General features: G+C 64.5%; 18 protein-coding genes. 6 read left to right on the forward strand and 12 right to left on the reverse strand.

The annotated features are described in order from the left end of the window. Positions 1 to 144 precede the first annotated feature (144 nt). Positions 145 to 1,488, forward strand: a complete 1,344-nt coding sequence (gene pssA, locus ACZ5BO_RS16490) for a CDP-diacylglycerol--serine O-phosphatidyltransferase (RefSeq protein WP_025128365.1) — start codon at positions 145 to 147, stop codon at positions 1,486 to 1,488. 80 nt (positions 1,489 to 1,568) lie between these two features. On the opposite strand, the gene ACZ5BO_RS16495 is transcribed toward pssA, so the two are convergent. The 8 genes from ACZ5BO_RS16495 to ACZ5BO_RS16530 all read right to left on the reverse strand — a co-directional run bounded on the left by ACZ5BO_RS16495 (position 1,569) and on the right by ACZ5BO_RS16530 (position 10,844). After that, positions 1,569 to 2,774, reverse strand: coding sequence for an MFS transporter (locus tag ACZ5BO_RS16495; protein ID WP_464701080.1), 1,206 nt, complete (start codon positions 2,772 to 2,774; stop codon positions 1,569 to 1,571). 397 nt (positions 2,775 to 3,171) lie between these two features. After that, positions 3,172 to 3,996 (reverse strand): iron uptake system protein EfeO, encoded by an 825-nt coding sequence (gene efeO / locus ACZ5BO_RS16500; RefSeq protein WP_025128368.1) that lies wholly within the window; start codon positions 3,994 to 3,996, stop codon positions 3,172 to 3,174. Between the two features lie 35 nt (positions 3,997 to 4,031). Further along, complete coding sequence (efeB, locus tag ACZ5BO_RS16505) at positions 4,032 to 5,342, reverse strand: iron uptake transporter deferrochelatase/peroxidase subunit (protein ID WP_464701082.1); 1,311 nt, start codon at positions 5,340 to 5,342, stop codon at positions 4,032 to 4,034. A gap of 16 nt (positions 5,343 to 5,358) precedes the next feature. Beyond that, entirely contained in the window at positions 5,359 to 6,558 is a 1,200-nt protein-coding gene (gene efeO / locus ACZ5BO_RS16510; RefSeq protein WP_464701084.1) for an iron uptake system protein EfeO, read from the reverse strand. 8 nt (positions 6,559 to 6,566) lie between these two features. Further along, on the reverse strand, positions 6,567 to 7,415 hold the full coding sequence (gene efeU / locus ACZ5BO_RS16515; protein ID WP_025128371.1) for an iron uptake transporter permease EfeU: 849 nt from the start codon (positions 7,413 to 7,415) through the stop codon (positions 6,567 to 6,569). Between the two features lie 607 nt (positions 7,416 to 8,022). Then, positions 8,023 to 8,928: an AraC family transcriptional regulator gene (locus ACZ5BO_RS16520; protein WP_025128372.1), complete on the reverse strand. Its 906-nt coding sequence runs from the start codon at positions 8,926 to 8,928 to the stop codon at positions 8,023 to 8,025. A gap of 179 nt (positions 8,929 to 9,107) precedes the next feature. Then, positions 9,108 to 10,409, reverse strand: a complete 1,302-nt coding sequence (locus tag ACZ5BO_RS16525) for a glycosyltransferase (RefSeq protein WP_464701087.1) — start codon at positions 10,407 to 10,409, stop codon at positions 9,108 to 9,110. A gap of 75 nt (positions 10,410 to 10,484) precedes the next feature. After that, positions 10,485 to 10,844 carry a response regulator gene (locus ACZ5BO_RS16530; RefSeq protein WP_025128374.1) on the reverse strand — a complete coding sequence of 120 codons (360 nt, stop codon included), beginning with the start codon at positions 10,842 to 10,844 and terminating at the stop codon, positions 10,485 to 10,487. A 254-nt stretch (positions 10,845 to 11,098) separates the two neighbouring features. Here ACZ5BO_RS16530 and ACZ5BO_RS16535 point away from each other — a divergent pair, with 254 nt between their 5' ends. The 5 genes from ACZ5BO_RS16535 to ACZ5BO_RS16555 all read left to right on the forward strand — a co-directional run bounded on the left by ACZ5BO_RS16535 (position 11,099) and on the right by ACZ5BO_RS16555 (position 18,213). Then, complete coding sequence (locus ACZ5BO_RS16535; RefSeq protein WP_464701090.1) at positions 11,099 to 14,593, forward strand: response regulator; 3,495 nt, start codon at positions 11,099 to 11,101, stop codon at positions 14,591 to 14,593. Then, positions 14,593 to 15,408: a CheR family methyltransferase gene (locus ACZ5BO_RS16540; protein WP_025128376.1), complete on the forward strand. Its 816-nt coding sequence runs from the start codon at positions 14,593 to 14,595 to the stop codon at positions 15,406 to 15,408. Before ACZ5BO_RS16535 ends, ACZ5BO_RS16540 begins: the two co-directional genes overlap by 1 nt. After that, positions 15,405 to 16,010, forward strand: coding sequence for a chemotaxis protein CheB (locus ACZ5BO_RS16545; protein ID WP_464701092.1), 606 nt, complete (start codon positions 15,405 to 15,407; stop codon positions 16,008 to 16,010). Before ACZ5BO_RS16540 ends, ACZ5BO_RS16545 begins: the two co-directional genes overlap by 4 nt. After that, complete coding sequence (locus ACZ5BO_RS16550; RefSeq protein ID WP_025128378.1) at positions 16,004 to 17,188, forward strand: hybrid sensor histidine kinase/response regulator; 1,185 nt, start codon at positions 16,004 to 16,006, stop codon at positions 17,186 to 17,188. The genes ACZ5BO_RS16545 and ACZ5BO_RS16550 overlap by 7 nt, the downstream gene beginning before the upstream one ends. Positions 17,189 to 17,835: 647 nt before the next feature. Further along, positions 17,836 to 18,213 (forward strand): response regulator, encoded by a 378-nt coding sequence (locus ACZ5BO_RS16555; protein WP_025132190.1) that lies wholly within the window; start codon positions 17,836 to 17,838, stop codon positions 18,211 to 18,213. 9 nt (positions 18,214 to 18,222) lie between these two features. On the opposite strand, the gene ACZ5BO_RS16560 is transcribed toward ACZ5BO_RS16555, so the two are convergent. From ACZ5BO_RS16560 to ACZ5BO_RS16575, 4 genes are all read right to left on the reverse strand, one after another. After that, a complete protein-coding gene (locus tag ACZ5BO_RS16560; protein WP_464701095.1) occupies positions 18,223 to 19,893 on the reverse strand; it encodes an ATP-binding protein in 1,671 nt (556 codons plus the stop codon). After that, positions 19,890 to 21,392 (reverse strand): ATPase domain-containing protein, encoded by a 1,503-nt coding sequence (locus tag ACZ5BO_RS16565; protein WP_025132188.1) that lies wholly within the window; start codon positions 21,390 to 21,392, stop codon positions 19,890 to 19,892. Before ACZ5BO_RS16565 ends, ACZ5BO_RS16560 begins: the two co-directional genes overlap by 4 nt. Before the next feature lie 140 nt (positions 21,393 to 21,532). Beyond that, positions 21,533 to 22,588, reverse strand: coding sequence for a tetratricopeptide repeat protein (locus ACZ5BO_RS16570; RefSeq protein WP_464701097.1), 1,056 nt, complete (start codon positions 22,586 to 22,588; stop codon positions 21,533 to 21,535). A gap of 73 nt (positions 22,589 to 22,661) precedes the next feature. Beyond that, positions 22,662 to 23,561 (reverse strand): bestrophin family protein, encoded by a 900-nt coding sequence (locus ACZ5BO_RS16575; protein WP_464701099.1) that lies wholly within the window; start codon positions 23,559 to 23,561, stop codon positions 22,662 to 22,664. Positions 23,562 to 24,123: the final 562 nt, after the last annotated feature.

Here is a 24,123-nt window from a genome sequence, read left to right on the forward strand (position 1 = left end):
CGCCAGGCCAGGCAAGGTGCATGAGTTGCTGGCGGCGGTCCGGCCTGTTGCGTCAGCCAGGGCTTATCCGTGCCAGGGAGGGGACTCGGGCCGGCCCATGGTGTAAGCTCTTGCGCTCTTTGGATTTGAGCCACCGCGAGCCCTATGCCGTCGCTTTTCAAACGTTCCCTGCTGCCCAAGCTGCGCAGCTTCCCCCTGGCCGCCGAGGCCTTCACCACCCTTTGTGGCGCTGCGGAATTTCGCCGTACTCTGCTGGAGCAAATTGCCCAGGCCACCCGGCGTATCTATATCGTCGCGCTGTACCTGCAACAGGATGAAGCCGGCCAGGAAATCCTCGATGCGCTGCACGCCGCCAAGGCCGCCCGGCCGGAACTGGAAGTGCTGGTGGTGGTGGACTGGCTGCGCGCCCAGCGCGGCCTGATCGGTGCCGGCAAGCAGCCGGGCAACTCCGCCTGGTATCAGGACATGACCCGTAGCCACGCCAGCGAGGTGCCGATCTACGGCGTGCCGGTGCAGACCCGGGAGCTGTTCGGGGTGTTGCACCTCAAGGGCTTCGTGATCGACGACCGCGTGCTCTACAGCGGCGCCAGCCTGAACAACGTGTACCTGCACAAGTTCGACAAGTATCGCTTCGACCGTTATCACCTGCTGCACAACCAGGCCCTGGCCGACTCCATGCACCATCTGGTACAGCATGGCCTGGTGGCGTCGCGGGCGGTGCATCGCCTGGACCTGCCAAACCTGCCCACCACCCGCAGCCTGCGCAACGACATCGGTGACCTGCGCAGCCGGCTCAAGCACGCGACCTACGACACCACCGCTGGCGGCCTGGACAAGAGCGGGCTATCGGTCAGCCCCTTGCTGGGCGTGGGCAAGGGCAACCCGTTGAATCGGGTGATCTGCGAGCTGATTGCCGGGGCCCAGCACCAGCTGACCATCTGCACCCCGTATTTCAACCTGCCACTGGTGGTGACCCGGGAGATCAACCGCGCCCTGGAGCGCGGGGTGAAGATCGACATCATCGTCGGCGACAAGACCGCCAACGACTTCTATATCCCCCCCAGCGAGCCGTTCAAGGTCATCGCTGCGCTGCCGTACCTGTACGAGATCAGCCTGCGGCGTTTTGCCAAGCGTCACCAGAAGGCCATCGACAGCGGTCTGTTGAACCTGCACCTGTGGCGTGACGGCGACAACACCTACCACCTCAAGGGCATGTGGGTCGACGAGCGCTACACCTTGCTCACCGGCAACAACCTCAACCCGCGGGCCTTCCGCCTGGACCTGGAAAACGCGCTGTTGCTGGACGACCCCAAGGGCGAGTTGCTGGCGGCGCGCCAGGCCGAGCAGGCGCTGATCTACCGGCACACCCGGCGGATCGAGCACTTCCAGTACCTGGACAGCCTGGTGGACTACCCGGAGGCCGTGGGCAAGTTCCTGCGCCGGGTCAGCCGGGTGCGTATCGAGCGCCTGCTCTACCGCATGCTCTAGGCGCTGACGGTCTCCCGATCCATGTCCCGGCCCAGGGCCTGGGGCGCCGAGCCCGCCGCCTGGTGGGCGGCGGGGCCGTTTCAGTGGGCCTTGGTTTGCGGATTCGGCCAGATCGCTACCAGCACCAGCAGCACGGCGGCCAGCAGATAGGGCAGGCGCGGTTCGAGCGCATAGATCAGGCTTGCCGCCAACGGGCCGATGACCACGCCGAAACCTTGGGCGGCGCCGATGCTGCCGGCGGTCGCGCCCTGTTCCGAGGCCTCTACGGCATTGGCCGCCAGGGCCGAAAATGACGGAAAGACACCGCCCATGCCTGCCGCCGAGACAAAGAACGCCAGCCACAGGCCCCAGGCGCTGTCCACCAGCATGCTGCCGGCGTAACCCGCGGCTGACAGCAAGGCGCCGAAGCGGATCATCCGCAGGGGCGGCCATTCCAGTTTGCGCACCACCAGCTGCGAGCAGATCAGCGCCACCCCGACCATCGCCAGGGCGATCCCGGCCGTCTGGGCGGCGTCGGCCGGGCTCATGTGCAACCGGTCCAGGGCGTAGAAGCTGACGGTGATCTGGGCGATCGACACGCACAGCATGGCGACAAAGGCCACCACCATGGGCCGGCGCAGCCGTGGGTCACTCAGCCGCACCCGGCTGGGGGCCTGGGCCAGGTGCAGTTCCTGGCGCGGCAGTTTGTACAGCAATACAAAAAATGCCAGCAACGGCAGGATCGCCATGGCATAGAAGGGCAGGCTCAGGCTGTAGCGGGCCAGCAACGCGGCGACTGCCGGGCCCACCACCAGCCCCACGGCGTTGGCAGCGCCCAGGGTGGCCATGGCCCGCGCCCGATGCTGGGGTTCGACGTTGTCGGCGATCAGGGCGAAACCGCCTACGGGCACTGCGGCATAGAAGGCGCCGATCAGTCCGCGGCCCAGCATCAGTCCGATAAAGGCCACCGCGACGCTGGGCAGTGTCTGCAGGGACAGGTCGATAAACAGGCACAGCGCCCAGTACGCCAGGGTGAAGCCGGCGGTGCCCAGCAACAGCACCCGGCGTCGGCCGAAGCGGTCACTGGCCTGGCCCCAGGGGCGCGCCAGGAGCATCCAGATCACCCCGGACACGGTGACCGCGGCGCCGGCGTGCCAGGTTTGCAGGTGCAGGGCCCGAGAGATCGGGCCGATCAGCGAAACGAAGGCCATCATCGACATGGTGCAGGCCATGTAGGCGGCCATCAGTGGCACCAGGGAGAAGGGTCTGGCGGTCAGCGGCGCGCTGGCGGCTGTGGAGCGAGGCATGAAGGGTCTTCCATGAAAGCCGATGGGCCGTGAACGTTAACGGGATAACGTGTCACAGCCCAGGTTTATCTATATCGGTGATGGTGTTTTAGGCGAAGAGGGCCTTGAGGCGGGTGTCGAGTTCAAGATCGCTTTCGCTGGCAAGCCAGCTCCTACGGGTATGGCGGGGTGCTGTTCTGCCTGTGTAGGAGCCGGCTTGCCGGCGAAGAGGGCCTTGAGGCGGGTGTCGAACTCAAGATCGCTTTCGCTGGCAAGCCAGCTCCTACGGGTGTGGCGGGGTGCTGTTTTGCCTGTGTAGGAGCCGGCTTGCCGGCGAAGAGGGCCTTGAGGCGGGTGTCGAACTCAAGATTGCTTTCGCTGGCAAGCCAGCTCTTACAGGCGGAGCAGGGTTTGGGGCTCAGTTCAGGCCCAGCTTGCCGCGCAGGGTGGAGAGGTCTTCGGCCAGGGTGTTGACCGGGCCCACCAGGGCCTTGCGGTCGGCTTCCTTGACCTTGTCATAGGTCATGAAGCCGCCATCGGCGGTTTTGTACTTGGCGAGGATCTTGTTCACCGTGGCGAAGTTCTTGTCGACCTTGGCGACAAAGGCCTTGTCCTGCTTCTCGATCTGCGGACGGAACAGGTCGACGATTTTCTTCGCGCCGTCGATGTTGCCCTGGAAGTCGTAGAGGTCGGTGTGGCTGTAGCGGTCTTCCTCGCCGGAGATCTTGGTCGCGGCCACTTCTTCCAGCAGCGCGGCGGCGCCGCCGACGACTTTTTCCGGTGGGAAGGTCAGGCCGGCAACGCGGGTCTGCAGGTCCTTGACGTCCTTGTTCAGGCCGTCGGCCAACTCGCCCAGGCCTTCGGTGCTGTTTTCCGAGAACAGCGAGTATTCCAGGCGGTGGAAGCCGGTGAAGTCCTCGGCCTTGACGCCTTTTTCATGGTCGTCGACCCGGGAATCGATGGACGCGTCGAGGTCACTGAACAGCTCGGCAATCGGTTCGATCGACTCGTAGTAGACCCGGGTCGGCGCGTAGAGCTTCTTGGCAGCGGCCAGGTCGCCTTGCTTCACCGCGTCGGTGAATTGCTGGGTGTGGCTGGCCAACTCGTCGAGCTGTTCGGTGACGTAGATCTTGTAGTCGGAAATCGGCCCCACCAGCTCCAGGGGCGCGGTGGCGGCGAACGCCGAAAGCGGCGCGTGGAGCAAGCCAAGGGTCAGCAACACAGCGAGAGGCGACTTTTTCATGGGACTTTTCCGTGGGGGTTGTTGTGTCTTTGGTGTTAGGCGGTGGTGGTGGGGCGGGTCGCATCGAGCAGCGAGCGACCGATGAAATCCTGCTCGCCATTGACCCCCGGCAGGGTGAAGAAGTAGCCGCCGCCAGTGGGCTTGAGGTACTCCTCCAGGGGTTCGCCGTTGAGGCGGGTCTGTACCGCGATAAAGCCTTTTTCCAGGTCCGCCTGGTAGCAGATGAACAGCAGGCCCATGTCCAGTTGGCCGTTCTTGTTGACCCCGTTGGAGTAGTTGAACGGCCGGCGCAGGATCAGGTTCTGCTGGGTCTGCGCAGTGCGCGGGTTGGCCAGGCGAATGTGCGCGTCGAGCTTGGTGACCTTGCCGTGAGGGTCCCGGGCGTAGTCGGGCACCTGGCTTTCCTGGCGGCCGTCCATGGGGGCGCCGCTGGCCTTGATTCGGCCAATGATGCTTTCCTGCTCCTGCAGCGGGGTTCGGTCCCAGCGCTCGACGAAGTTGCGAATGATGCGCACCGCCTGGTAGCTGCCATGGGCCGCCCAGGCCGGCTCGTCGCTGCCGGGCTGGACCCAGACGATCTGCTGCATGGCTTTCTGGTCGTTGGAGTCGGGGTTGGCCGAACCGTCGCGAAAGCCCAGGAAGTTGCGCGCGCTCTGCGCCGGTTCGCCGGGCTTGGCCGGGGCCTGGGGCGGCACGCTGCCTTCCTGTTTCCAGCGCACCAGCAGCAGGTCCGGCAGGTTCTTGACGATGTCGCGCAGGGCATGGATGTTGGTGTCGGCGGTGTTGGAGCAGAACTGCAGGCTCAGGTCACCGTGGCAGCAGGCCGGTTCCAGGGCATCGTTGGGAAAGCCCACCATGCGCACCAGGCGCTTGGGCTTGGCGGCTTCCAGGCCGAAGCGCTCGTCGAACAGCGACTCGCCCACCGAGACGGTGATGGTCAGGTTGTCCGGGGTCACCACCGGGCCGAGGATCCCGGAATCCAGGGGCGGCAGTTTCGGGTCGACCTGGGCCACCGGGCCACCGTGCATGAGAAAGGCAATGCGCTCGTTGAGGGTTTTGAACAGCCGCTCCAGGTCATCGCGATCACTGGCCAGCACATCGAAGGACACCAGCATGCCGGAGGCGGGGCGCGGGGTGACGATGCCGCTCTGGTGCTGGCCGTGGAACGCGTGGCGGTCCTGGGTCTTGTCGCTGCTGGGGGCTTCGGTGACCTGGGCGGCAGGGGCGGCCATGGCCGGGCAGCTCAGGCTGCTGCCGGCCAGGGCCACGCCGGCGGCGCCCATGCCCAGCAGCACACGCCGGCGCTGGGCGGAAAAGGACGGGTTGGACGGATCTGAATCGTTCATTGAAGGCTCGTTCTGGTTACAGGCCGGAAAGGCCGAGTGCGGGATCGATACGGTCGAGGGCGTCGGCCAGGGCCTTGGCCTTGTCGGCGATCTCTTTGCGTTGTGCGGCGCTGACCTGGTCGTAGTCCACATAGCCGAAGCCGTCGCGCAGGCTGTCGAGGCGGGCGCCCAGGGCACTGGTGGCACTGTCCACCTGGGGCAGTACCGACGGCGCGGATTTGGCCAGCAGCGGCCGCAGTAGGTCGATGACCTTGCGGGTGGTTTCCAGGTTCGCGGCAAAGCCGTTGAGGTCGCTGTGGCTGTAGCGTTCCTCTTCACCGCTGCTGGCCCGCAGGTCGGCCAGGCTGCGGATGTTGCGTGCCACCACGCTGACCAGTTGCTCTGGGGGCAGGGTCTGGGCCAGCAGTTGCTCCTTGAGGCTGGCAACGTCGCTGGACAGGCGTTGGGCAACGGTGTCCAGGCCGGCCAGGTCGCGCTTCTGGAACAGGCCGTATTCCAGGCGGTGGAAGCCGCTGAACCCCGGATCCTGCTCGCGCTGCTCGAAGTAGTCGGCGCGGGCATTGATGGCGTTGTCCAGTTCGGCCAGGCGCTGGGCGGCCGGCGCCAGGCGCTGGTAGGCGGCGCGGGCCGGCAGGTACAGGGCCTGGGCCTGTTTCAGGTCGCCGGCGTCGATGGCCTGCTGCAAGGCGCTCACCGCCTTGATCAGGGCGCTGCCCTGGGTGCTCAGGTAGACCCTGAACTCCGACAGCGGGCCGATGAAGGCCACCATCGACGGCCGGGCCTTGGCCTGGGCATCGGACTCGGCGGTGGGGGTCACGTGCAAGGTGCCGCGGGGGTTGCTCAGCAGCCCGCAGGTGATGGCGTAGTCCCCGGGCAGCAGGTTGGCGTTGATCACCTGGCTCAGGCCGGGGGCGATGTTTTCCCGCTCTTCGACCACCAGCACGCCGTCGAGGATTTCCCACTCCACTGCGCGTTCCGATCGGTTGACGATGCGAAAGCTGGCACGCCCGGCCGGGACTGTCAGGGCATTGGGTTCGCAGCTGTGGGGATGGATGGTCACGGTGATTTCGCCCTGATGGGCCTGGCGCTTGCTGGCGGCCAGTTGCGAGGCGTAGTAGAACAGCCCGCCGGCGGCGATCATCACGATCACCGAGCCGGCAACCGCCCAGCGCAGTGCGCGGGGAGGTGAGGCCTGGGGGGAGGCTTGCTGGGTCATGGGGAGCCTTACTGACTGGAAACGGAAGACGAGGGGCCGGGTGCCTGGGTCGGGGCGCCGCCGGGCAGGAAGAACAGCACCAGGGTCACGCCCAGGTACAAGACATAGGCGCCGAGTGTGCTGATGGTGGGGGCGTCCTGGTAACCGAACATGCCGGCCAGCACCGAACCCAGCGGACCGTCCATGGGCAGGCTGGCGCTGAAATCGAAGAGCACGGTCTGCAGGTGGTTCCAGACCCCGGCTTCATGCAGGGCTTGCACCGAATTGGCGAGGATCCCGGCAGCCACCACCAGGATGAACAGCCCGGTCCAGCGAAAGAACGCACCGAGGTTCAGGCGCATGCTGCCGGTGTAGATCAGGAAGCCGACGATGATCGCGCAGATCAGCCCCAGCAGGGCGCCGATGGGCGCGCCCGGGCCTTCGCTCTGCTGGAACACCGCCAACAGGAAGAACACGGTTTCCAGGCCTTCCCGGGCGACGGCGAAGAACACCATGGCGATCAGCGCGATGACCTGGTGCCGAGACCCGGCCAGGGCGTGATCCAGGGATGCCTGCAGGGAATGCTTGATGGAGCGCGCCACCTTGCGCATCCAGAACACCATGGAGCTGAGGATGCCGACGGCCACCAGGCCGACGATGCCTTCGAAGAGTTCCTGTTGCTTCTGCGGGAACTCGGCGCTCATCAGCTCCAGACCGCCCCCCACCAGCAGGGCCAGGGCCGCCGCGAGAAACACCCCGATCCACACTGCGGGCATCCACTGGCCACGGCCAGTCTGCTTCAGGTAGCTGGCGATGATGCCAACGATGAGCGCGGCTTCAATCCCTTCGCGCAACATGATCAGAAATGGAACGAGCATTCATCACCAACGGGTAGCAAGGGGCGGAAAACAATTTGTAACATAATGATACTCATTGCTAAATGAAGATTATTGACAGCTGCTGAACGGAAGCTGAACGGGTCTCATTTACCAAGCCTAGACCGGTTTGTTGGTTGTGGGGGGGATTGTCCCGGGTGCTGGGCGTGGGGCCGCCTTCGCTGGCAAGCCAGCTCCTACAGCTGGCGCGATATCGGCGGTGTTCTTGTAGGAGCCGGCTTGCCGGCGAAGAGGCCCTTGAGGTTTGTGCGGGGCGTGAGGCCGCCTTCGCTGGCAAGCCAGCTCCTACAGGTGGCGCGATATCGGCGGTGCTCTTGTAGGAGCCGGCTTGCCGGCGAAGAGGCGCTTGAGGTGTGTGCGGGGCATGAGGCCGCCTTCGCTGGCAAGCCAGCTCCTACAGCTGGCGCGATATCGGCGGTGTTTTTGTAGGAGCCGGCTTGCCGGCGAAGAGGTCCTTGAGGTTTGCACCGGGCGTGAGGCCGCCTTCGCTGGCAAGCCAGCTCCTACAGCTGGCGCGATATCGGCGGTGCTCTTGTAGGAGCCGGCTTGCCGGCGAAGAGGCCCTTGAGCCCTGCGCCGAGCATGGGGCTCAGCCAAGGTTCTGTTCGGTCAGCCGTTGCACCGCCAGGCGGCGGTAGTGGGAGGGGGTCATGCCCTTGAGCTGCTGGAAGCGCCGGTTGAAGTTGGAAATGTTGTTGAAGCCCGACTCGAAGCACACGTCGGTGACCGGTTTGTTGCCATCGGCCAGCAGTTCGCAGGACTTGCTGATCCGCAGGCGATTGACGAACTCGATGAAGCAGCGTCCGGTGGCTTGCTTGAACACCCGGGAGAAATAACTGGGCTTCATGCCCAGGTAGTCGGCGACTTCTTCCAGGGGCAGTTCCCGGGCGTAGTGGGCAAAGATGTAGTCCACCGCTCGGTTGGTGCGGTCGATGCTGTGCTCATCCGCCAGTTGCATGCGGGTGGTGCCGGACAGCAACTGGTAGTCGTCGCAGGCGGCGAGCAGTTCCATGAGGATGAAGAAGTGCCCGAGGCGGGTGATGCCGCTGGAGTCGGCGATGCACTGCATCAGCGTCACGGCCTGGGCGATGGTGTGCGGGCAGCGGAATTCGATGCCGCACTGGGCCCGCTCCAGCAGCGGACCGAGGTTCTTCAGTTCGGCGAATACCTGGCTGGCGTTGTCGAACAACTCGTCGGTGAAGTTCACCAGCATGTCGCGCTTGCTCACCACTTCGTCCTCGGCCACCTGGCTGATCCAGTTGTGGGGCAGGTTGGGGCCGGTGAGAAACAGGGTCTGGGGATAGAAGTTGCCGATGTAGTCGCCGATGAACACCTTGCCGGAGCTGGCGACGATCAGGTGCAGTTCGTATTCCTTGTGAAAATGCCAGCGCACCAGCGGGCAGGGGAAACCGTGCTGGCGATAGATGATGGAACGGCCGTTGTGGTCGTCCATCAGTTCATAGGAGGGGTCGGTGATCTTGCCGGGTCGACTCATGGCGCGGGTCTGTTCTTGTTGTTGGCCGGGTTGATAATGCCTCGCCCCCGACGTGCGCACCAGCCTCGGTGGCCATGGCGGCACTGTGGCCGGCCGAGGTCGCAGCGGGCGTTGCCGTTGCGCAGCAACGCCGGGTCACGCCGCTGTGGTGGCGCTTGCCCCACGGCCGCAGTTGCCGATCAGGGGCTGGCCGGGCGGTTCTTGGCTTCGATCCATTGCGCCATGTACTGGGTGCTCTTGTGATGATGGTGACGCAGCATGGAACCGGTGAAGTTGTCCCGGCGCAACTGCGCCAGGTGCTGGCGGCAGTGCTCCAGGCGCTGGATCAGCGCCGGGCCATGCACTTGCTGGCAATAACGTGCCGCCAACAAGGCCACTCCCCGGGCCTGGGCCTGCTGCCAGCGGGCCTGATCCTGGTACAGCGCCACCGCCGCCGCGGCCAGGGCGCTGGCCGATTCGGCCACGGCTCCCGGCCAGGGCAGGCCCGCCTCGAGCATCGATTCGCTGCCCATCGGCGTGGTCACGCTGGGGGTGCCGCACAGCATGGCGTCGAGCAGCTTGCCCTTGATTCCGGCGCCAAAACGCAGGGGCGCCAGGCAGATGCGCGCAGCGCTCATCACCTGCAACGCATCCTCGGCCCAGTTCATGATGTGAAAGCCCTGGGCCGGATTGTGCAGCGCCGCGGCCTTGGGCGGGGTGTAGGCGCCGTACAGGTGCAACTGTGCGCCTGGCAGTTGCTGGCGGATCAGGGGCCACACACGATTCTTCATCCAGAGCACGGCGTCCCAGTTTGGCGCATGGCGGAAGTTGCCGATGCTGAGGAAGTGGGCTCGCTGCTCGAAGGGCATGAAGTCCCCGGCCAATGGCTCCACCATCAATGGGCACCAGTGCAGCAGGGCCGCTGGCAGGCCGAACTGCTCGACCAGCAACTCGATTTCCACCTGGGAAACCATCAGGCTCAGGTCGCAGCGGTAGAGGGCGGCGATTTCGCGCTTGGCCAGGTCGGTTTCGGCCATGTGCCGGAACTCTTCGATCGCGGCCTTGGCGAACAAGGGGCTGAAGTCGTCCTCGTCGGCATCGCGCTTGAGGTGCTCCTTGAGCCGCTGGTGCCGGGCATGGCGCAGGCATTGCAGGTCCGAGGTTTCCAGGACCCGCAGGGCGCTCGGGCAGTGTTGTTCCACGCGCCAGCCGAACTGTTCTTCCATCATGAACTGGTCGAACAGCACGATGTCCGGCGCCAGTTCGGCGACGAAGCGGTCGAAACTTGCGTTGTTGAGCTCGATCGGACACTCGCGGATGCCCAGGGCCTGGAGGTCCTCCTTGTGCTCGCCTTCATTGGCCGGGCTGCTGAAGGTCAGTTCCCAGCCCTGGTCGAGAAAGCACTGGAGGATCTGCATCATGTGCCCGCCGGCGGCGGAGGAGCGGGGCTCGGGCCAGACGTAACCAATGATCAGGACTTTGGTTGCGGCGGTGGGACTCATCAGCGGGCATTCCTGGCAGGCAAGGGCAAAAAAGGCCGCCATTAAACCACAGCCCAGGGCCGCCGACGGATGGGGTCAGCCGAGGATGGCGCGCACCTTGTCGCGCAACTGATCGATGGAGAACGGCTTGCCGATCACCGCCATGCCTGCGGGCACCTCGATCGACTCGGCGTAGCCACTGGCGAACAGTACCGGTAACTGGGGACGCAACCGGCGGGCCTGCTCCGCCAGTTCGCGACCGTTGATGCCGGGCAGGCCGACATCGGTCATCAGCAGGTCGATGGGCTGCTCCAGGTCTTGCAGCAGGCCCAGCGCCGCCTCGCCGCCGTCGGCCTCGACAACGCTGAATTCGAGCTCTTCGAGCACATCGACAATCAGCATGCGCACGATGGCATCGTCTTCGACGACTAGGATGGTGGAAGCGCTGGCGGGCATAGGGACACTCTCAAGAAATGAATTCGGTGGGGCAGCGTAGCAATGGGCCCTGTGCATCAGTAAGTGGCGGCTTGTCACAAGTTCCCGAAGCTGTACAAAAAAACGCAGCTGTACAAGCGTTGCCAAGAATAACCGCTTCCCTTGTCCCGGGGCAGGTCAAATCGCAATGGCGGGGCCGACGCTTATAAAAAATAGCTGTCATGGCCGAATGTGGGGCAAACTTCGTTTTTTTAACTGGCAGCCAGGTCCGTCAAATGATTCGTCCGTCCTCGGTTGATGAGCAGAGTTTTCGCAAGCTGCTGACCCGCAACATCAGCCTGCCGCTGGGTGTTGGCGTGCTCAGCGCGGTTTTTTTCGTGTCCCTGATCACCTACCTGCTGTCGGTCATCCAGTGGGTGCAGCACACTGACCGGGTGATCAACAACCTCAATGAGGCCGCGCGCCTGACCATTGACCTGGAAACCGGCATGCGCGGCTTCCTGATCACCGGCGACGAGCATTTCCTCGACCCCTATGAGGTGGCCAAGCCCCGTATCATCAGCGAACTGCGCGGTTTGCAGGAGCTGGTGGCGGACAACCCGCAGCAGGTGGACCGCCTCAAGCGCCTCGAAGCCCTGCAGGTGGAGTGGAACAACTACGCCCAGGGCATGATCGACTTGCGCCGCCAGAGCGGCGACTACCGGGCGGCGGTGCAGGCCGGGCGCGGCAAGCGGCTGACCGACGAGGTACGCAAGGAGTACGACAATGCGGTGGCCATGGAGCAGCAGCTGCGCCTGGAGCGCAATGAAAACGTCAGCCGCACGACGATTTTCAGCGTGGTTCTCTATCTGCTGTTCGTGGTGGGCATCAGCGGCCTGTTGGCCTATGTCGGGCGCCGCGACCTGCTGAGCCTGTCCAGAAGCTACAGCGACAACCTCGAGGCCCAGGAAAAAAGCGCCCGGCGCCTGGAGCAGCAGGCCTGGCTGCGCAACGGCCAGACCGAACTGGCCGAGCAGATGCTCGGGCAACTGACCCTGAACCTGCTGGGCCGCAACATCCTGCAGTTCTGCGCCCACTACCTGGATACCCCGGTGGCGGCGCTGTATGTCCGTGAAGAGCACGGCGGTCTCAAGCGCGTGGCCAGCTATGGCTTCTCCCGGGAGCAGGAACAGCAGGAGCAGTCGCTGTACAGCGATGAAGGCCTGGTGGGCCAGGCTGCACAGCACAAGCGCCTGATCCGCCTGGACCAGGTGCCGGCGGATTACTTCAAGGTCAGCTCCGGCCTCGGCGAGGGCGCGCCACGCAGTGTGCTGGTGGTGCCGACCACCGACGACGGCCGGGTCAACGGGGTGATCGAGCTGGGGTTCCTGCGGGCCTTGAGCGACCGCGATGTGGAACTGCTGGAACTGATTGCCGCCAACATCGGCACCTCCATCGAGGCTGCGCGCTATCGCCAGCGCCTGCAGGAAGTGCTGGCCGAGACCCAGCAGCTCAATGAAGAGCTGCAGGTGCAGCAGGAAGAACTCAAGACCGCCAACGAAGAGCTGGAAGAGCAGTCGCGGATTCTCAAGGAATCCCAGGCGCACCTGGAAACCCAGCAGGTGGAGCTGGAGCAGACCAACGAACAACTGGCGGAGCAGGCCCAGGTACTGGCCGACCAGCGCGACGCCATGGACCACAAGAACGGCGAGCTGAACGAGGCGCAGCTCCAGCTCGAGGCCCGTGCCGAGGAGCTGCAGCGCTCGAGCAAGTACAAGTCCGAGTTCCTCGCCAACATGTCCCACGAGCTGCGCACGCCGCTCAACAGCTCACTGATCCTGGCCAAGCTGCTGGCGGAGAACCCCCAGGACAACCTCAGCGCCGAGCAGGTCAAGTTCGCCGAGTCGATCTATTCCGCCGGCAATGACCTGCTGAACCTGATCAACGACATCCTCGATATTTCCAAGGTCGAGGCGGGCAAGCTCGAAGTGCGCCCGGAGAACGCCAGTGTGCCGCGCCTGGTGGACGGCCTGCGCAGCCTGTTCCAGCCGCTGACGGCGGACAAGGGCCTGGAGTTCAAGGTGGAGCTGCAACCGGGTGTGCCGCAGATGCTGTTCACCGATCGCCAGCGGGTCGAGCAGATTCTCAAGAACCTGTTGTCCAACGCGGTCAAGTTCACCGAGAAGGGCCAGGTCAGCCTGAGTGTCAGCGCCCATCCGGACGCCGGCATCGCCTTTGCCGTGCAGGATTCGGGGATTGGTATCGCCGGGGACCAGCAGGAGAGCATTTTCGAAGCCTTCCGCCAGGCCGATGGCACCACCAACCGACGCTATGGCGGTACCGGCCTGGGGCTGTCGATCTCCCGGGACCTGGCGACCCTGCTCGGCGGCTCCATCAGTGTCAGCAGCGAGCCGGGGCGTGGCAGCGTGTTCACCCTGGTGCTGCCGGAGCACTACAGCGAGGCTGCCGCGCCGGTGCTGGCGCCTCAGGTTCCGGTCGCCGCGCTGGCGCCGCCAGCGCTCGCCGCCCCTGCCGTGGCAGTGGTCGAGGCGGACAGCCTGCAGATCCCGCGTTTTGCCGATGACCGCGACAAGGCGCCGTTCAGCAGCCGTTGCATCCTGGTGGTGGAGGACGAGGCCAACTTCGCCCACATTCTTTTCGACCTGGCCCACGAGCTGGGTTACCACTGTCTGGTGGCCCATGGCGCCGACGAAGGCTACAGCCTGGCCTGCGAGTTCCTTCCCGATGCGATCCTGCTGGACATGCGCCTGCCCGACCATTCCGGGCTGACCGTATTGCAGCGGCTCAAGGAGCATGCCCAGACCCGGCACATTCCGGTGCATGTGATCTCGGTGGAAGACCGGGTGGAAGCGGCCATGCACATGGGCGCCGTGGGCTATGCGGTAAAACCCACCACCCGCGAGGAGCTCAAGGACGTCTTCGCCCGCCTCGAAGCCAAGCTGACGCAGAAGGTCAAGCGCGTGCTGCTGGTGGAGGACGACGACCTGCAGCGCGACAGCATTGCTCGGCTGATCGGCGACGATGACATAGAGATCACCGCCGTGGGCCTGGCCCAGGATGCCCTGGACCTGCTGCGCGAGAACGTCTACGACTGCATGATCATCGACCTCAAGCTGCCGGACATGCTCGGCAACGACCTGCTCAAGCGCATGTCCACCGAGGACATCTGCTCCTTCCCGCCGGTGATCGTCTACACCGGGCGCAACCTGACCCGGGACGAAGAGGCCGAGCTGCGCAAGTATTCACGCTCGATCATCATCAAGGGCGCACGCTCGCCGGAGCGCCTGCTGGATGAAGTGACGCTTTTTCTGCACAAAGTCGAATCCCAGTTGTCCCATGAACGGCAGAAGATGCTCAAGACCGCCCGCAGCCGCGACAAGGTGTTCGAGGGGCGCAAGATCCTCCTGGTGGATGACGACGTGCGCAACATCTTCGCCCTGACCAGCGCCCTGGAACACAAGGGCGCGGTGGTGGTGATTGGCCGTAACGGCCATGAAGCCATCGCGAAACTCAATGAAGTCGAGGACATCGACCTGGTGCTGATGGACGTGATGATGCCGGAGATGGACGGTTTCGAGGCAACGGTGCAGATCCGCAAGGACCCGCGCTGGCGCAAGCTGCCGATCATCGCGGTAACCGCCAAGGCCATGAAGGATGATCAGGAGCGCTGCCTGCAGGCGGGCTCCAACGACTACCTGGCCAAGCCCATCGACCTCGACCGGTTGTTCTCGTTGATCCGAGTCTGGCTACCCAAGATGGAAAGAATTTAGTGGAGCGTAATACCGAAATCGAACTGCGCTTGTTGATCGAAGCGATTTATCTCAAATACAGCTACGACTTCCGCGACTATTCCGGTGCTTCGATCAAGCGCCGGGTCAGCCACGCCCTGCGCCAGTTCGACTGCAAGACCATCTCGGCGCTGCAGGAGCGGGTGCTGCACGACCCCACGGCGTTCATGCAACTGCTGCAGTTCCTGACCATTCCGGTGAGCGAGATGTTTCGCGACCCCTCGCATTTCCTGGCGATCCGCCAGGAAGTGGTGCCGCTGCTCAAGACCTACCCGTCGATCAAGATCTGGATCGCCGGCTGCAGCACTGGCGAGGAGGTCTATTCCATGGCCATCCTGCTGCGCGAGGAAGGGCTGCTGGAGCGCACCATCATCTACGCCACGGACATCAACCCCAGTTCCCTGGAAAAAGCCAAGCAGGGCATCTTCTCCCTGGAGAACGTGCGGGCCTATACCCACAACTACCAGCAGGCCGGTGGCCAGCGTTCCTTTGCCGACTACTACACCGCGGCCTACGATTACGCGATCTTCGACAAGAGCCTGCGGGAGAACGTGACCTTTGCCGATCACAGCCTGGCAACCGATAGCGTATTCTCAGAAACTCAATTAATTTCATGTCGTAACGTATTGATTTATTTCAATAAAAAACTTCAGGATCGGGCCTTCGGACTGTTTCACGAGTCACTCTGCCATCGTGGTTTCTTGGTACTGGGCAGCAAGGAGACCCTGGACTTTTCTGCCTACGGCAAGCACTTCGAGCCCCTGGTCAAACAAGAACGGATCTATCGCAAGACATGAACCGGGAGAATGCCAAGCCGCATTGGCGGCGGCGGGTCGAAGCCATAGTGGTCGGTGCATCCGCCGGTGGCGTCGAGGCGCTGTTGAACCTCTTCAGTGATTTCCCCGAGGGCTTCCAGCTGCCGGTGATCGTGGTCCTGCACCTGCCCGACGAGCGCCGCAGCCAGTTGGCCGACGTCTTCGACCGGCGCCTGGCGCTGCCGGTGAAGGAGGCCGACGACAAGGAGCAGATCGTTCCCGGCACCCTGTATTTCGCGGCGCCCGGCTATCACCTGTCGGTGGAGCAGGACCGTAGCCTGTCCCTGAGCCAGGAGGAGCGGTTGCACCATTCGCGCCCGGCCATCGACTACCTGTTCGAATCGGCCGCCGATGCCTATGGCCACAACCTGGCGGCGGTGCTCCTGACCGGCGCCAACCAGGACGGTGCCCGGGGCCTGGCCGAGGTCAAGCGCCAAGGCGGCCTGACCATCGTCCAGGACCCCGATGAAGCCCATGTCTCGACCATGCCGGACGCGGCCCTGGCCCTGCACCAACCGGATTACATTCTCCCTTTGCGCGGCATCAGCCGTCTGCTTGCCGAGCTGGAACGAATCCCATGCTAAGTAATATCCAAGCCAAGCTGCTGATCGTCGACGATCTGCCGGAGAACCTGCTGGCCCTCGAAGCCTTGATCAAGCGTGAGGACCGCACGGTGTACAAGGCACTGTCGGCCGACGAAGCCTTGTCGCTGCTGCTCCAGCATGAGTTCGCCATGGCCATCCTCGATGTGCAGATGCCCGGCATGAACGGCTTCGAGCTGGCCGAACTGATGCGCGGCACCGAGAAGACCAAGAACATTCCGATCGTTTTCGTCAGCGCCGCTGGACGCGAGCTGAACTACGCGTTCAAGGGCTACGAGAGTGGCGCCGTCGATTTCCTGCACAAGCCCCTGGACATCCATGCGGTGAAAAGCAAGGTCAACGTGTTCGTCGACCTGTATCGCCAGAGCAAGGCCATGAAGCAGCAAGTCGAGGCGCTGGAGCAGAGCCGTCGCGAGCAGGAAGCCTTGCTGAAAAAGCTCCAGGCCACCCAGGGCGAACTGGAGCAGGCGGTGCGCATGCGCGATGACTTCATGTCCATCGTCGCCCATGAGGTGCGCACCCCCCTCAATGGCCTGATCCTGGAGACCCAGCTGCGCAAGATGCACCTGGCCCGGGAGAACGCCGCGGCCTTCAGCCTGGACAAGATGCACGCCATGGTCGACCGCGACGAGCGCCAGATTAAAAGCCTGATCCGCCTGATCGAGGACATGCTGGACATCTCGCGGATCCGCACCGGCAAGCTGTCGATCCGCCCGTCACGGTTCGACCTGGCGCAGCTGGTGCGCGGGCTCGTGGAGAACTTCGCGCCCCAGGTGGAGGCGGCGCAATCGTCCCTGACCCTGCAGGCCGAAGAACCGCTTGAGGGCAACTGGGACGAGTTCCGCATCGAGCAGGTGGTGTCCAACCTGCTGACCAATGCCCTGCGCTACGGAGCCAAGAGCCCGATCGAGGTGCGGGTGTTTGCCGAGGCCGGGGAGGCGTGCGTGGAAGTCCGCGACCATGGGATCGGCATCAGCGAAGAAAACCAGGCGCGGATCTTCCAGCAGTTCGAGCGAGTCAGTGCCAGCCATGTGTCGGCGGGCCTGGGCCTGGGGCTGTTTATTTCCGAGCAGATCGTCACCGCCCACGGCGGCACCATCAGTGTCGAAAGTCGGATTGGCGAAGGTGCACTGTTCCGCGTAAGCCTGCCCCTGGCCTGACTGTAGGAGCCGGCTTGCCGGCGAAGAGGGCCTTGAGTCGTGTGGTGTTCTGGCGGGCGCCTTCGCTGGCAAGCCAGCTCCTACGGCTGGCAGGGAATGTGCGGATATTTGTAGGAGCCGGCTTGCCGGCGAAGAGGGCCTTGAGTCGTGTAGCGTTGTGGCGGGCGCCTTCGCTGGCAAGCCAGCTCCTACGGCTGGCAGGGAATGCCTGGATATTTGTAGGAGCCGGCTTGCCGGCGAAGAGGGCCTTGAGTCGTGTGGTGTTCTGGCGGGCGCCTTCGCTGGCAAGCCAGCTCCTACGGTTGGCAGGGAATGTGCGGGTATTTGTAGGAGCCGGCTTGCCGGCGAAGAGGGCCTTGAGTCGTGTGGTGTTCTGGTGGGCGCCTTCGCTGGCAAGCCAGCTCCTACGGCTGGCAGGGAATGCGTGGATATTTGTAGGAGCCGGCTTGCCGGCGAAGAGGGCCTTGAGTCGTGTGGTGTTCTGGCGGGCGCCTTCGCTGGCAAGCCAGCGCCTACGGTTGGCAGGGAATGCCTGGATATTTGTAGGAGCCGGCTGGCCGGCGAAATCGCGAAAAGCGTCACGCAGACGCAACCTCTGCGTGACCCAATGGTCGTAACAGCAGCAATTGACCGAACAAAGGTTTTCCATGAGTGAAGATGCACAAGACGTCGTACTGATCGTCGAAGATGAACCCGTGATCCTGATGCTCCTGGCCGACTACCTGTCGGGCCTGGGCTACTGGGTGCTGCAGGCCGAAAACGGCGAGCAGGCATTCGAGATCCTCGCCAGCAAGCCGCACCTGGACCTGATGATCACCGACTACCGGCTGCCGGGCGGCATTACCGGGGTGATGATCGCCGAACCGGCGGTCAAGCTGCGCCCGGATCTCAAGGTGATCTTCATCAGCGGCTACCCCAACGAGATCCTTGAATGCGCCAGCCCCATCACCCGCAAGGCGCCGATCCTGGCCAAACCCTTCGACCTCAACAGCCTGCACGAACAGATCCAGCGGTTGCTGGCCTGAACCGGGCCCTCAGTCGCGGATCATCTCCCGTACCTTGGCGGTCAACAGGTCGAAGGTGAAGGGCTTGGTGATCAGTTGCATGCCGGGGTCGAGGAAGCCGCCACGCACGGCGGCGTGCTCGGCGTAGCCGGTGATGAACAGCACCTTCAGTTCCGGGCGGATCTGCCGCCCGATCTCCGCCAGTTGCCGGCCGTTCATGCCCGGCAGCCCGACGTCGCTGATCAGCAGGTCGATGGGTTGCGGCGAATCGAGGATCGGCATCGCGCTGCGTGCATCGGCGGCCACCAGAAAGGCGTAGCCCAGCTCGCTGAGTACCGCGCTGACCAGCACCCGCACTGCCGGGTCATCCTCGACAATCAGTACGGTCTCGCCGTTCTGTGCGGCCAAGGGTTGCTGTGTCTGTGGGTCCTCGTCCTGTTCCAGGGCGCCGCCAAAACGCGGCAGGTAGAGGCTGACCTCGGTGCCGCGGCCAACCATGCTGTTGAGCGAGACGTGGCCGCGGGACTGCTTGCTGAAGCCGTAGATCATCGACAGCCCAAGGCCGGTGCCCTGGCCGATGGGCTTGGTGGTGAAGAAGGGGTCGAACACCCGGTTGATGATGGCCTCGGGCATGCCGCAGCCATTGTCGCTGACCCGCAGCAGCACATAGTCGCCGGGGTCGAGATTGTCGTGGGCCTCGGTAAAGTCCGGGGCCAGGCGCTGGTTGAGGGTCTCCACCAGCAGGCGGCCACCATGGGGCATGGCGTCCCGGGCATTGAGCACCAGGTTGAGCAGGGCGCTTTCCAGCTGGTTCGGGTCGGCCTCGGCGACCCACAGCTGCGGATCGAGCTGCATGTCCAGCTGGATGCTTTCGCTCAGGCTGCGCTGCAGCAATTCGCCCATGGACGCCACCAGGGCGTTCATCTCCACGGGCTTGGAATCCAGTGACTGGCGCCGGGAGAACGCCAGCAGCCGATGGGTCAGGCCGGCGGCGCGGTTGGCCGAGGTGACCCCCAGGTCGATCAGGCTGTCCAGGTCTTCGGTGCGGCCCCGGGCCAGGCGCCGACGCAGCAGTTCCAGGCTGCCGATGATGCCGGTCAGCATGTTGTTGAAGTCATGGGCGATGCCGCCGGTGAGCTGGCCCACCGCTTCCATTTTCTGCGACTGGCGCAGGGCTTCCTCGTTGTGCCGCAGTTGCGCGGTGCGCTCTTCCACTTGTTGTTCGAGGGTTTCCAGGGTTCGTTGCAGGCGCAGTTCGCTTTGGCTCAGGTCGATCAACCGGTCCCGGGCTTCGTACTGCCGACGGCGGCCGCGCAGGGCGGCGCTGACCAGGCTGATCAGGGTCGCGGGATGGAAGGGCCGTTCAAGAAAGCTGACGTTGCCCAACAGTGGGCTGAAGCGTGACGCCGGGTTCTGTTCGGGGCCGCCGTGCTGGGTCAGCAGCACGATCGGCAGGTCCGACCAGGCAGGTTGCTGGTCCAGATGGCGCAGCAGGGGTTCCAGGTCCGCCCCGCGCAGGGCTTCGGCGGCGATGATCACCAGGCCTGCGCCTTGCTCCAGAGCCTCGCACAGCGCCGGCAGGTGAGGGGTGACCAGGCTGCGAAAGCCGGCTTCGTCGAGCATCGTCTGCGCCAGTTGGCTGTCACGCCCGTGGGGCGTGAGCACCAGGGTACGCTCGGCGAAGGCCAGGTCAGTGCTCATTGCCCCTCGTCCCCGAGCAGCGGTTTGCCCTCGCCGAGGTAGGTAGGCACACCCCGCAGCACGCCCTGGAAGGCTTCCAGGGGTTCGCCAATGGTCAGCCCGTGGCCGCTGATGCGGTACTCGCGGATGGTCGACTCATGGCTGCCGGTGCGTTTCTTGATGATCGAGATGGCCCGGCGTACCTTGCCCAGGGCCTCGAAGTAGCGCAGCAGGATCACCGTGTCCGCCAGGTAGGTGATGTCCACCGGGGCCTGCATGTCGCCCACCAGCCCATGCTGGGCCACGGTCATGAAGGTCGCCGCACCCTGGCGGTTGAGGTACAGCAGCAACTCGTGCATGTGCAGCACCAGGGCGTTTTCCTCGGGCATGGCGGCCTGGTAGCCATTGATGCTGTCGATCACCACGGTCTTGATCTGGCCCAGGTCGACACAGCGCCGGACCCGATGGGAAAACTCTCCGGGCGACAACTCGGCAGCGTCCACCTGCTCGATCAGCAGGTTGCCCGAAGCCTGCAGTGCCTTCAGGTCGATGCCCATGTTGGCCATGCGCTCGAACAGCAGCCCCAGCTCTTCGTCGAAGATGAACAGCGCGGCTTTCTCGCCCCGGGCCACGGCTGCGGCGGCGAAGATCATCGAGATCAATGATTTGCCGGTGCCCGCAGGGCCGAGGATCAGGGTGCTGGAGCCGGTCTCGATGCCACCGCCGAGCAGCGCATCCATTTCCCGGATGCCGCTGGTCAGGGTCAGGCGTTCGTAGCGGCCACGGTGCTCGGCGGCCACCAGGCGCGGGAACACGTGCACCCCGTCGCCCATGATGGTGAAGTCATGGAAGCCGCCGCGGTACTTCTGGCCGCGGTACTTCACTACCCGTATGCGCCGGCGCTCGGCGCCGTAGCTGGGGGTCAGTTCCTCCAGGCGGATCACCCCGTGGGCCACGCTGTGCACGGTTTTGTCCAGGGATTCCGTGGTCAGGTCGTCCAGCAGCAGGACGGTGGCGTCATAGCGCACGAAGTAGTGCTTGATCGCCAGGATCTGTCGTCGGTAGCGCAGGGAGCTCTGGGCCAGCAGGCGGATTTCCGAGAGGCTGTCGAGCACCACCCGGGTCGGCTTGACCCGTTCCACCACCTCGAAGATCTGCCGCGTGGCTTCCCCCAGCTCCAGGTCCGAGGAGTACAGCAGGCTTTGCTGATGCTCGGCATTGAGCAGGCTTTCCGGTGGGGTCAGCTCGAACAGGTGGATATTCTCATCCAGCTCCCAGCCGTGGGATTGCGCGCCCTGGCGCAGCTCGCGCTCGGTTTCCGAGAGGGTGATGTACAGGCAGCGTTCACCGGCCTGGGCGCCGGCCCGCAGGAATTGCAAGGCCACGGTGGTCTTGCCGGTGCCGGGTTCGCCTTCCAGCAGGAACACGTGGCCGCGGGACAACCCTCCGCTGAGGATATTGTCCAGGCCTTCGATGCCGGTGGCGGCTTTGGGGTTGAGCAACGCGGTTGAGGTCGACAATCAATGCCCTCGCACAATGGGTCCAGTTGGCCAGCGACGGCGCGAACGCTTTGCCATCGCTGCTTGTTCACTTGACCGTCGGCGGCGAAAGCGGTTCAACCTTTTATCCAGGGGGCGCTGGCGGGCAGGGCGCAGGGGGCTTATAGCCCCTGCTGCAACGCCGGGTCATCGGGGTTCTGCTGTTCCAGCTGAGCCAGCAGCACCTGGACATTCTGCAACTGGCCGCTTTCCTTCCAGTAGTTGATCAGCAGCACCCGTGCCTTGCGGTTGTAGGGCTGGCGCTGGACGATTTCCTCCAGCTGCTTCTGTGCGGCTTCCAGTTCTTTCTCGCTGTACAGGGTGGTGGCCAGGTCGTAGCGGTAGGCGGCGTTGTTGGGTTCCAGCTCCACCGCCCGGGACAGGCCCAGCAGCGCGAACTCCCCCTGGCCGTGGTGCAGCAACCAGAGCCCCAGGGCATGTTGCAGGTAGGCCGAGTCCTGCTGGGCCTGCAGCTGCTTGGCCAGCAACTGGCGGGCGGCGTCGCTCTGGCCCTGCTTGTCCAGCACTTCGATCTGCAGCACCACCGCCTGCAGGTTGTCCGGCGCCAGGCGCAACGCCTGTTCCAGGGTCTGCTGGGCCTTGATTAAGTCGGCGTTGTGCAGGTACAGGCGCGCCAGCTGGTACTGGGCCTCGACGTTGTCGCCCTGGGTCTTGAGCACTTGGGTGTACTCGTCGATCACCTGCTGCAACGGGCCGAAGTACAGCCCCTGGTCATCGGGCGACAGCCCCAGCAGGGCATCCACCGCGGCAAAGCGCACGCTCTGTTCTTGATCATCGAGCAACGGGCCCAGGAGCAGGCTGCGCTGGCCGCTGGGCACCAGGCCAAGCACGCTCTTGATCGCCGCCTTGCGGACCTCGGCCGAGGGGTGCAGGAGGTCGGCGTCCGCCAGTTTCAGGGCCTGGGGGCTGGGGTAGTTGGGCAATACCGCCAGCAGGCGGATGCGCTGCTGGTCGCTGAGGTCGGGCCGTCCCAACTGCTGATAGAGCACCCGTGCCGCACCAGGCTGGCCGGTGCGGGCCTTTTCCAGGGCCTGGCCATAGCCGTGCTTGATGGCCTCGGGAACCGCTGGCGGGCTGCTGCGCAGGAAGCTCCAGGCGAGGGCCAGGACGATGACGACAAGCAGGCTGAGCAGCAGGTAGCGGCGGGGCTGGGTCATGCAGGAATCCATGGCTGACGACTTTTTGAAGGCGCAAGCTTCGGTCAGGAACCGGCCCGAGTCAAACCCCGGCTCAGGTCAGGACGAATTCCTGCGGAGCCAGCGGCGGTGGCAGTTCAGACTGCCCCAGGGCCGCCAGGACTTCGCGCTCCAGCCCGCGCAGCAAGGCGCTGCAGGGCAGGTCGTTGTCGTCGTAGCCAAAGGGGTCTTCCAGATCGTTGCCGATCTCGTCCAGGCCCAGGAAGGTGTAGCTGATGATGGCGGTGAAGATTGGCGCCAGCCAGCCCAGGGGCTCGGCCATGGCGAATGGCAGGATGATGCAGAACAGGTAGATGGTGCGGTGCAGCAGCAGGGTGTAGGGAAAAGGCAGCGGGGTGTTCTGGATCCGCTCGCAGGAGGCCTGCACCAGGCTCAGGCTGACCAGCCGGGTTTCCAGCTGGGTGTAGCGCCATTCACTGATCAGCCCTTGCCCGGCCCATTGCGAACAGCGTTGGCCGATGCGCTGCAACTGGGCATCGGTGAGGTTCGGGTGGCCGGGGTCGAGGCTGGCCTGGGCCCAGGGGCGCAGGGCGGGGGCCTCGTCTTCATGGCGCAGGCGGGCGATCAGGCTGTGGGCGAAACCGCACAGGTCCCGCAGCAGGCCCTCGCGCTCCGGATTGCCCTCGATCACCAGGCTTTCCCGGATCAGCGAACGCACTTCGATGATCAGTTGCCCAAGTTGCTTGCGGCCTTCCCACCAGCGGTCGTAGCAAGCGTTGTTGCGAAAGCTCATGAAGATCGACAGCGACAGCCCCAACAGGGTGAAGGGCGTGGCGTTGACCTTGGAGAAATAGCTCGGCTCCAGGGTTTCTATCAGCACGATGGCCGAGGCCAGCAGGGTCACCAGCGCGCAGCGCCAGGCAATGCGCTTGGCGATCGAACCCTTGAGGGCGAAGAGGATGCTGATCAGGTTGGGCTTGGGACGGACAATCATCGGGGATGGGCCAGGGCGACTACACGGCGGGTGAAGATTAGGAGCCTGCCGGCAGCCTGTCCAATCGCTATGCCCGACTGCATGATCGACGGTCTCTATCACCACGCCACCTCCCACGGCTGGCAGGGAATGTGGGGAGATTTGTAGGAGCCGGCTTGCCGGCGAAGAGGGCCTTGAGTCGTGTGGTGTTCTGGCGGGCGCCTTCGCTGGCAAGCCAGCTCCTACGGCTGGCAGGGAATGTGCGGATATTTGTAGGAGCCGGCTTGCCGGCGAAGAGGGGCTTGAGTCGTGCGGTGTTCTGGCGGGCGCCTTCGCTGGCAAGCCAGCTCCTACGGCTGGCAGGGAATGTGTGGATATTTGTAGGAGCCGGCTTGCCGGCGAAGAGGGCCTTGAGTCGTGTGGTGTTCTGGCGGACGCCTTCGCTGGCAAGCCAGCTCCTACGGCTGGCAGGGAATGCGTGGGTATTTGTAGGAGCCGGCTTGCCGGCGAAGAGGGGCTTGAGTCGTGTGGTGTTCTGGCGGGCGCCTTCGCTGGCAAGCCAGCTCCTACGGCTGGCAGAGGG

The sequence above is a fragment of the Pseudomonas sp. FFPRI_1 genome, from assembly GCF_055384485.1.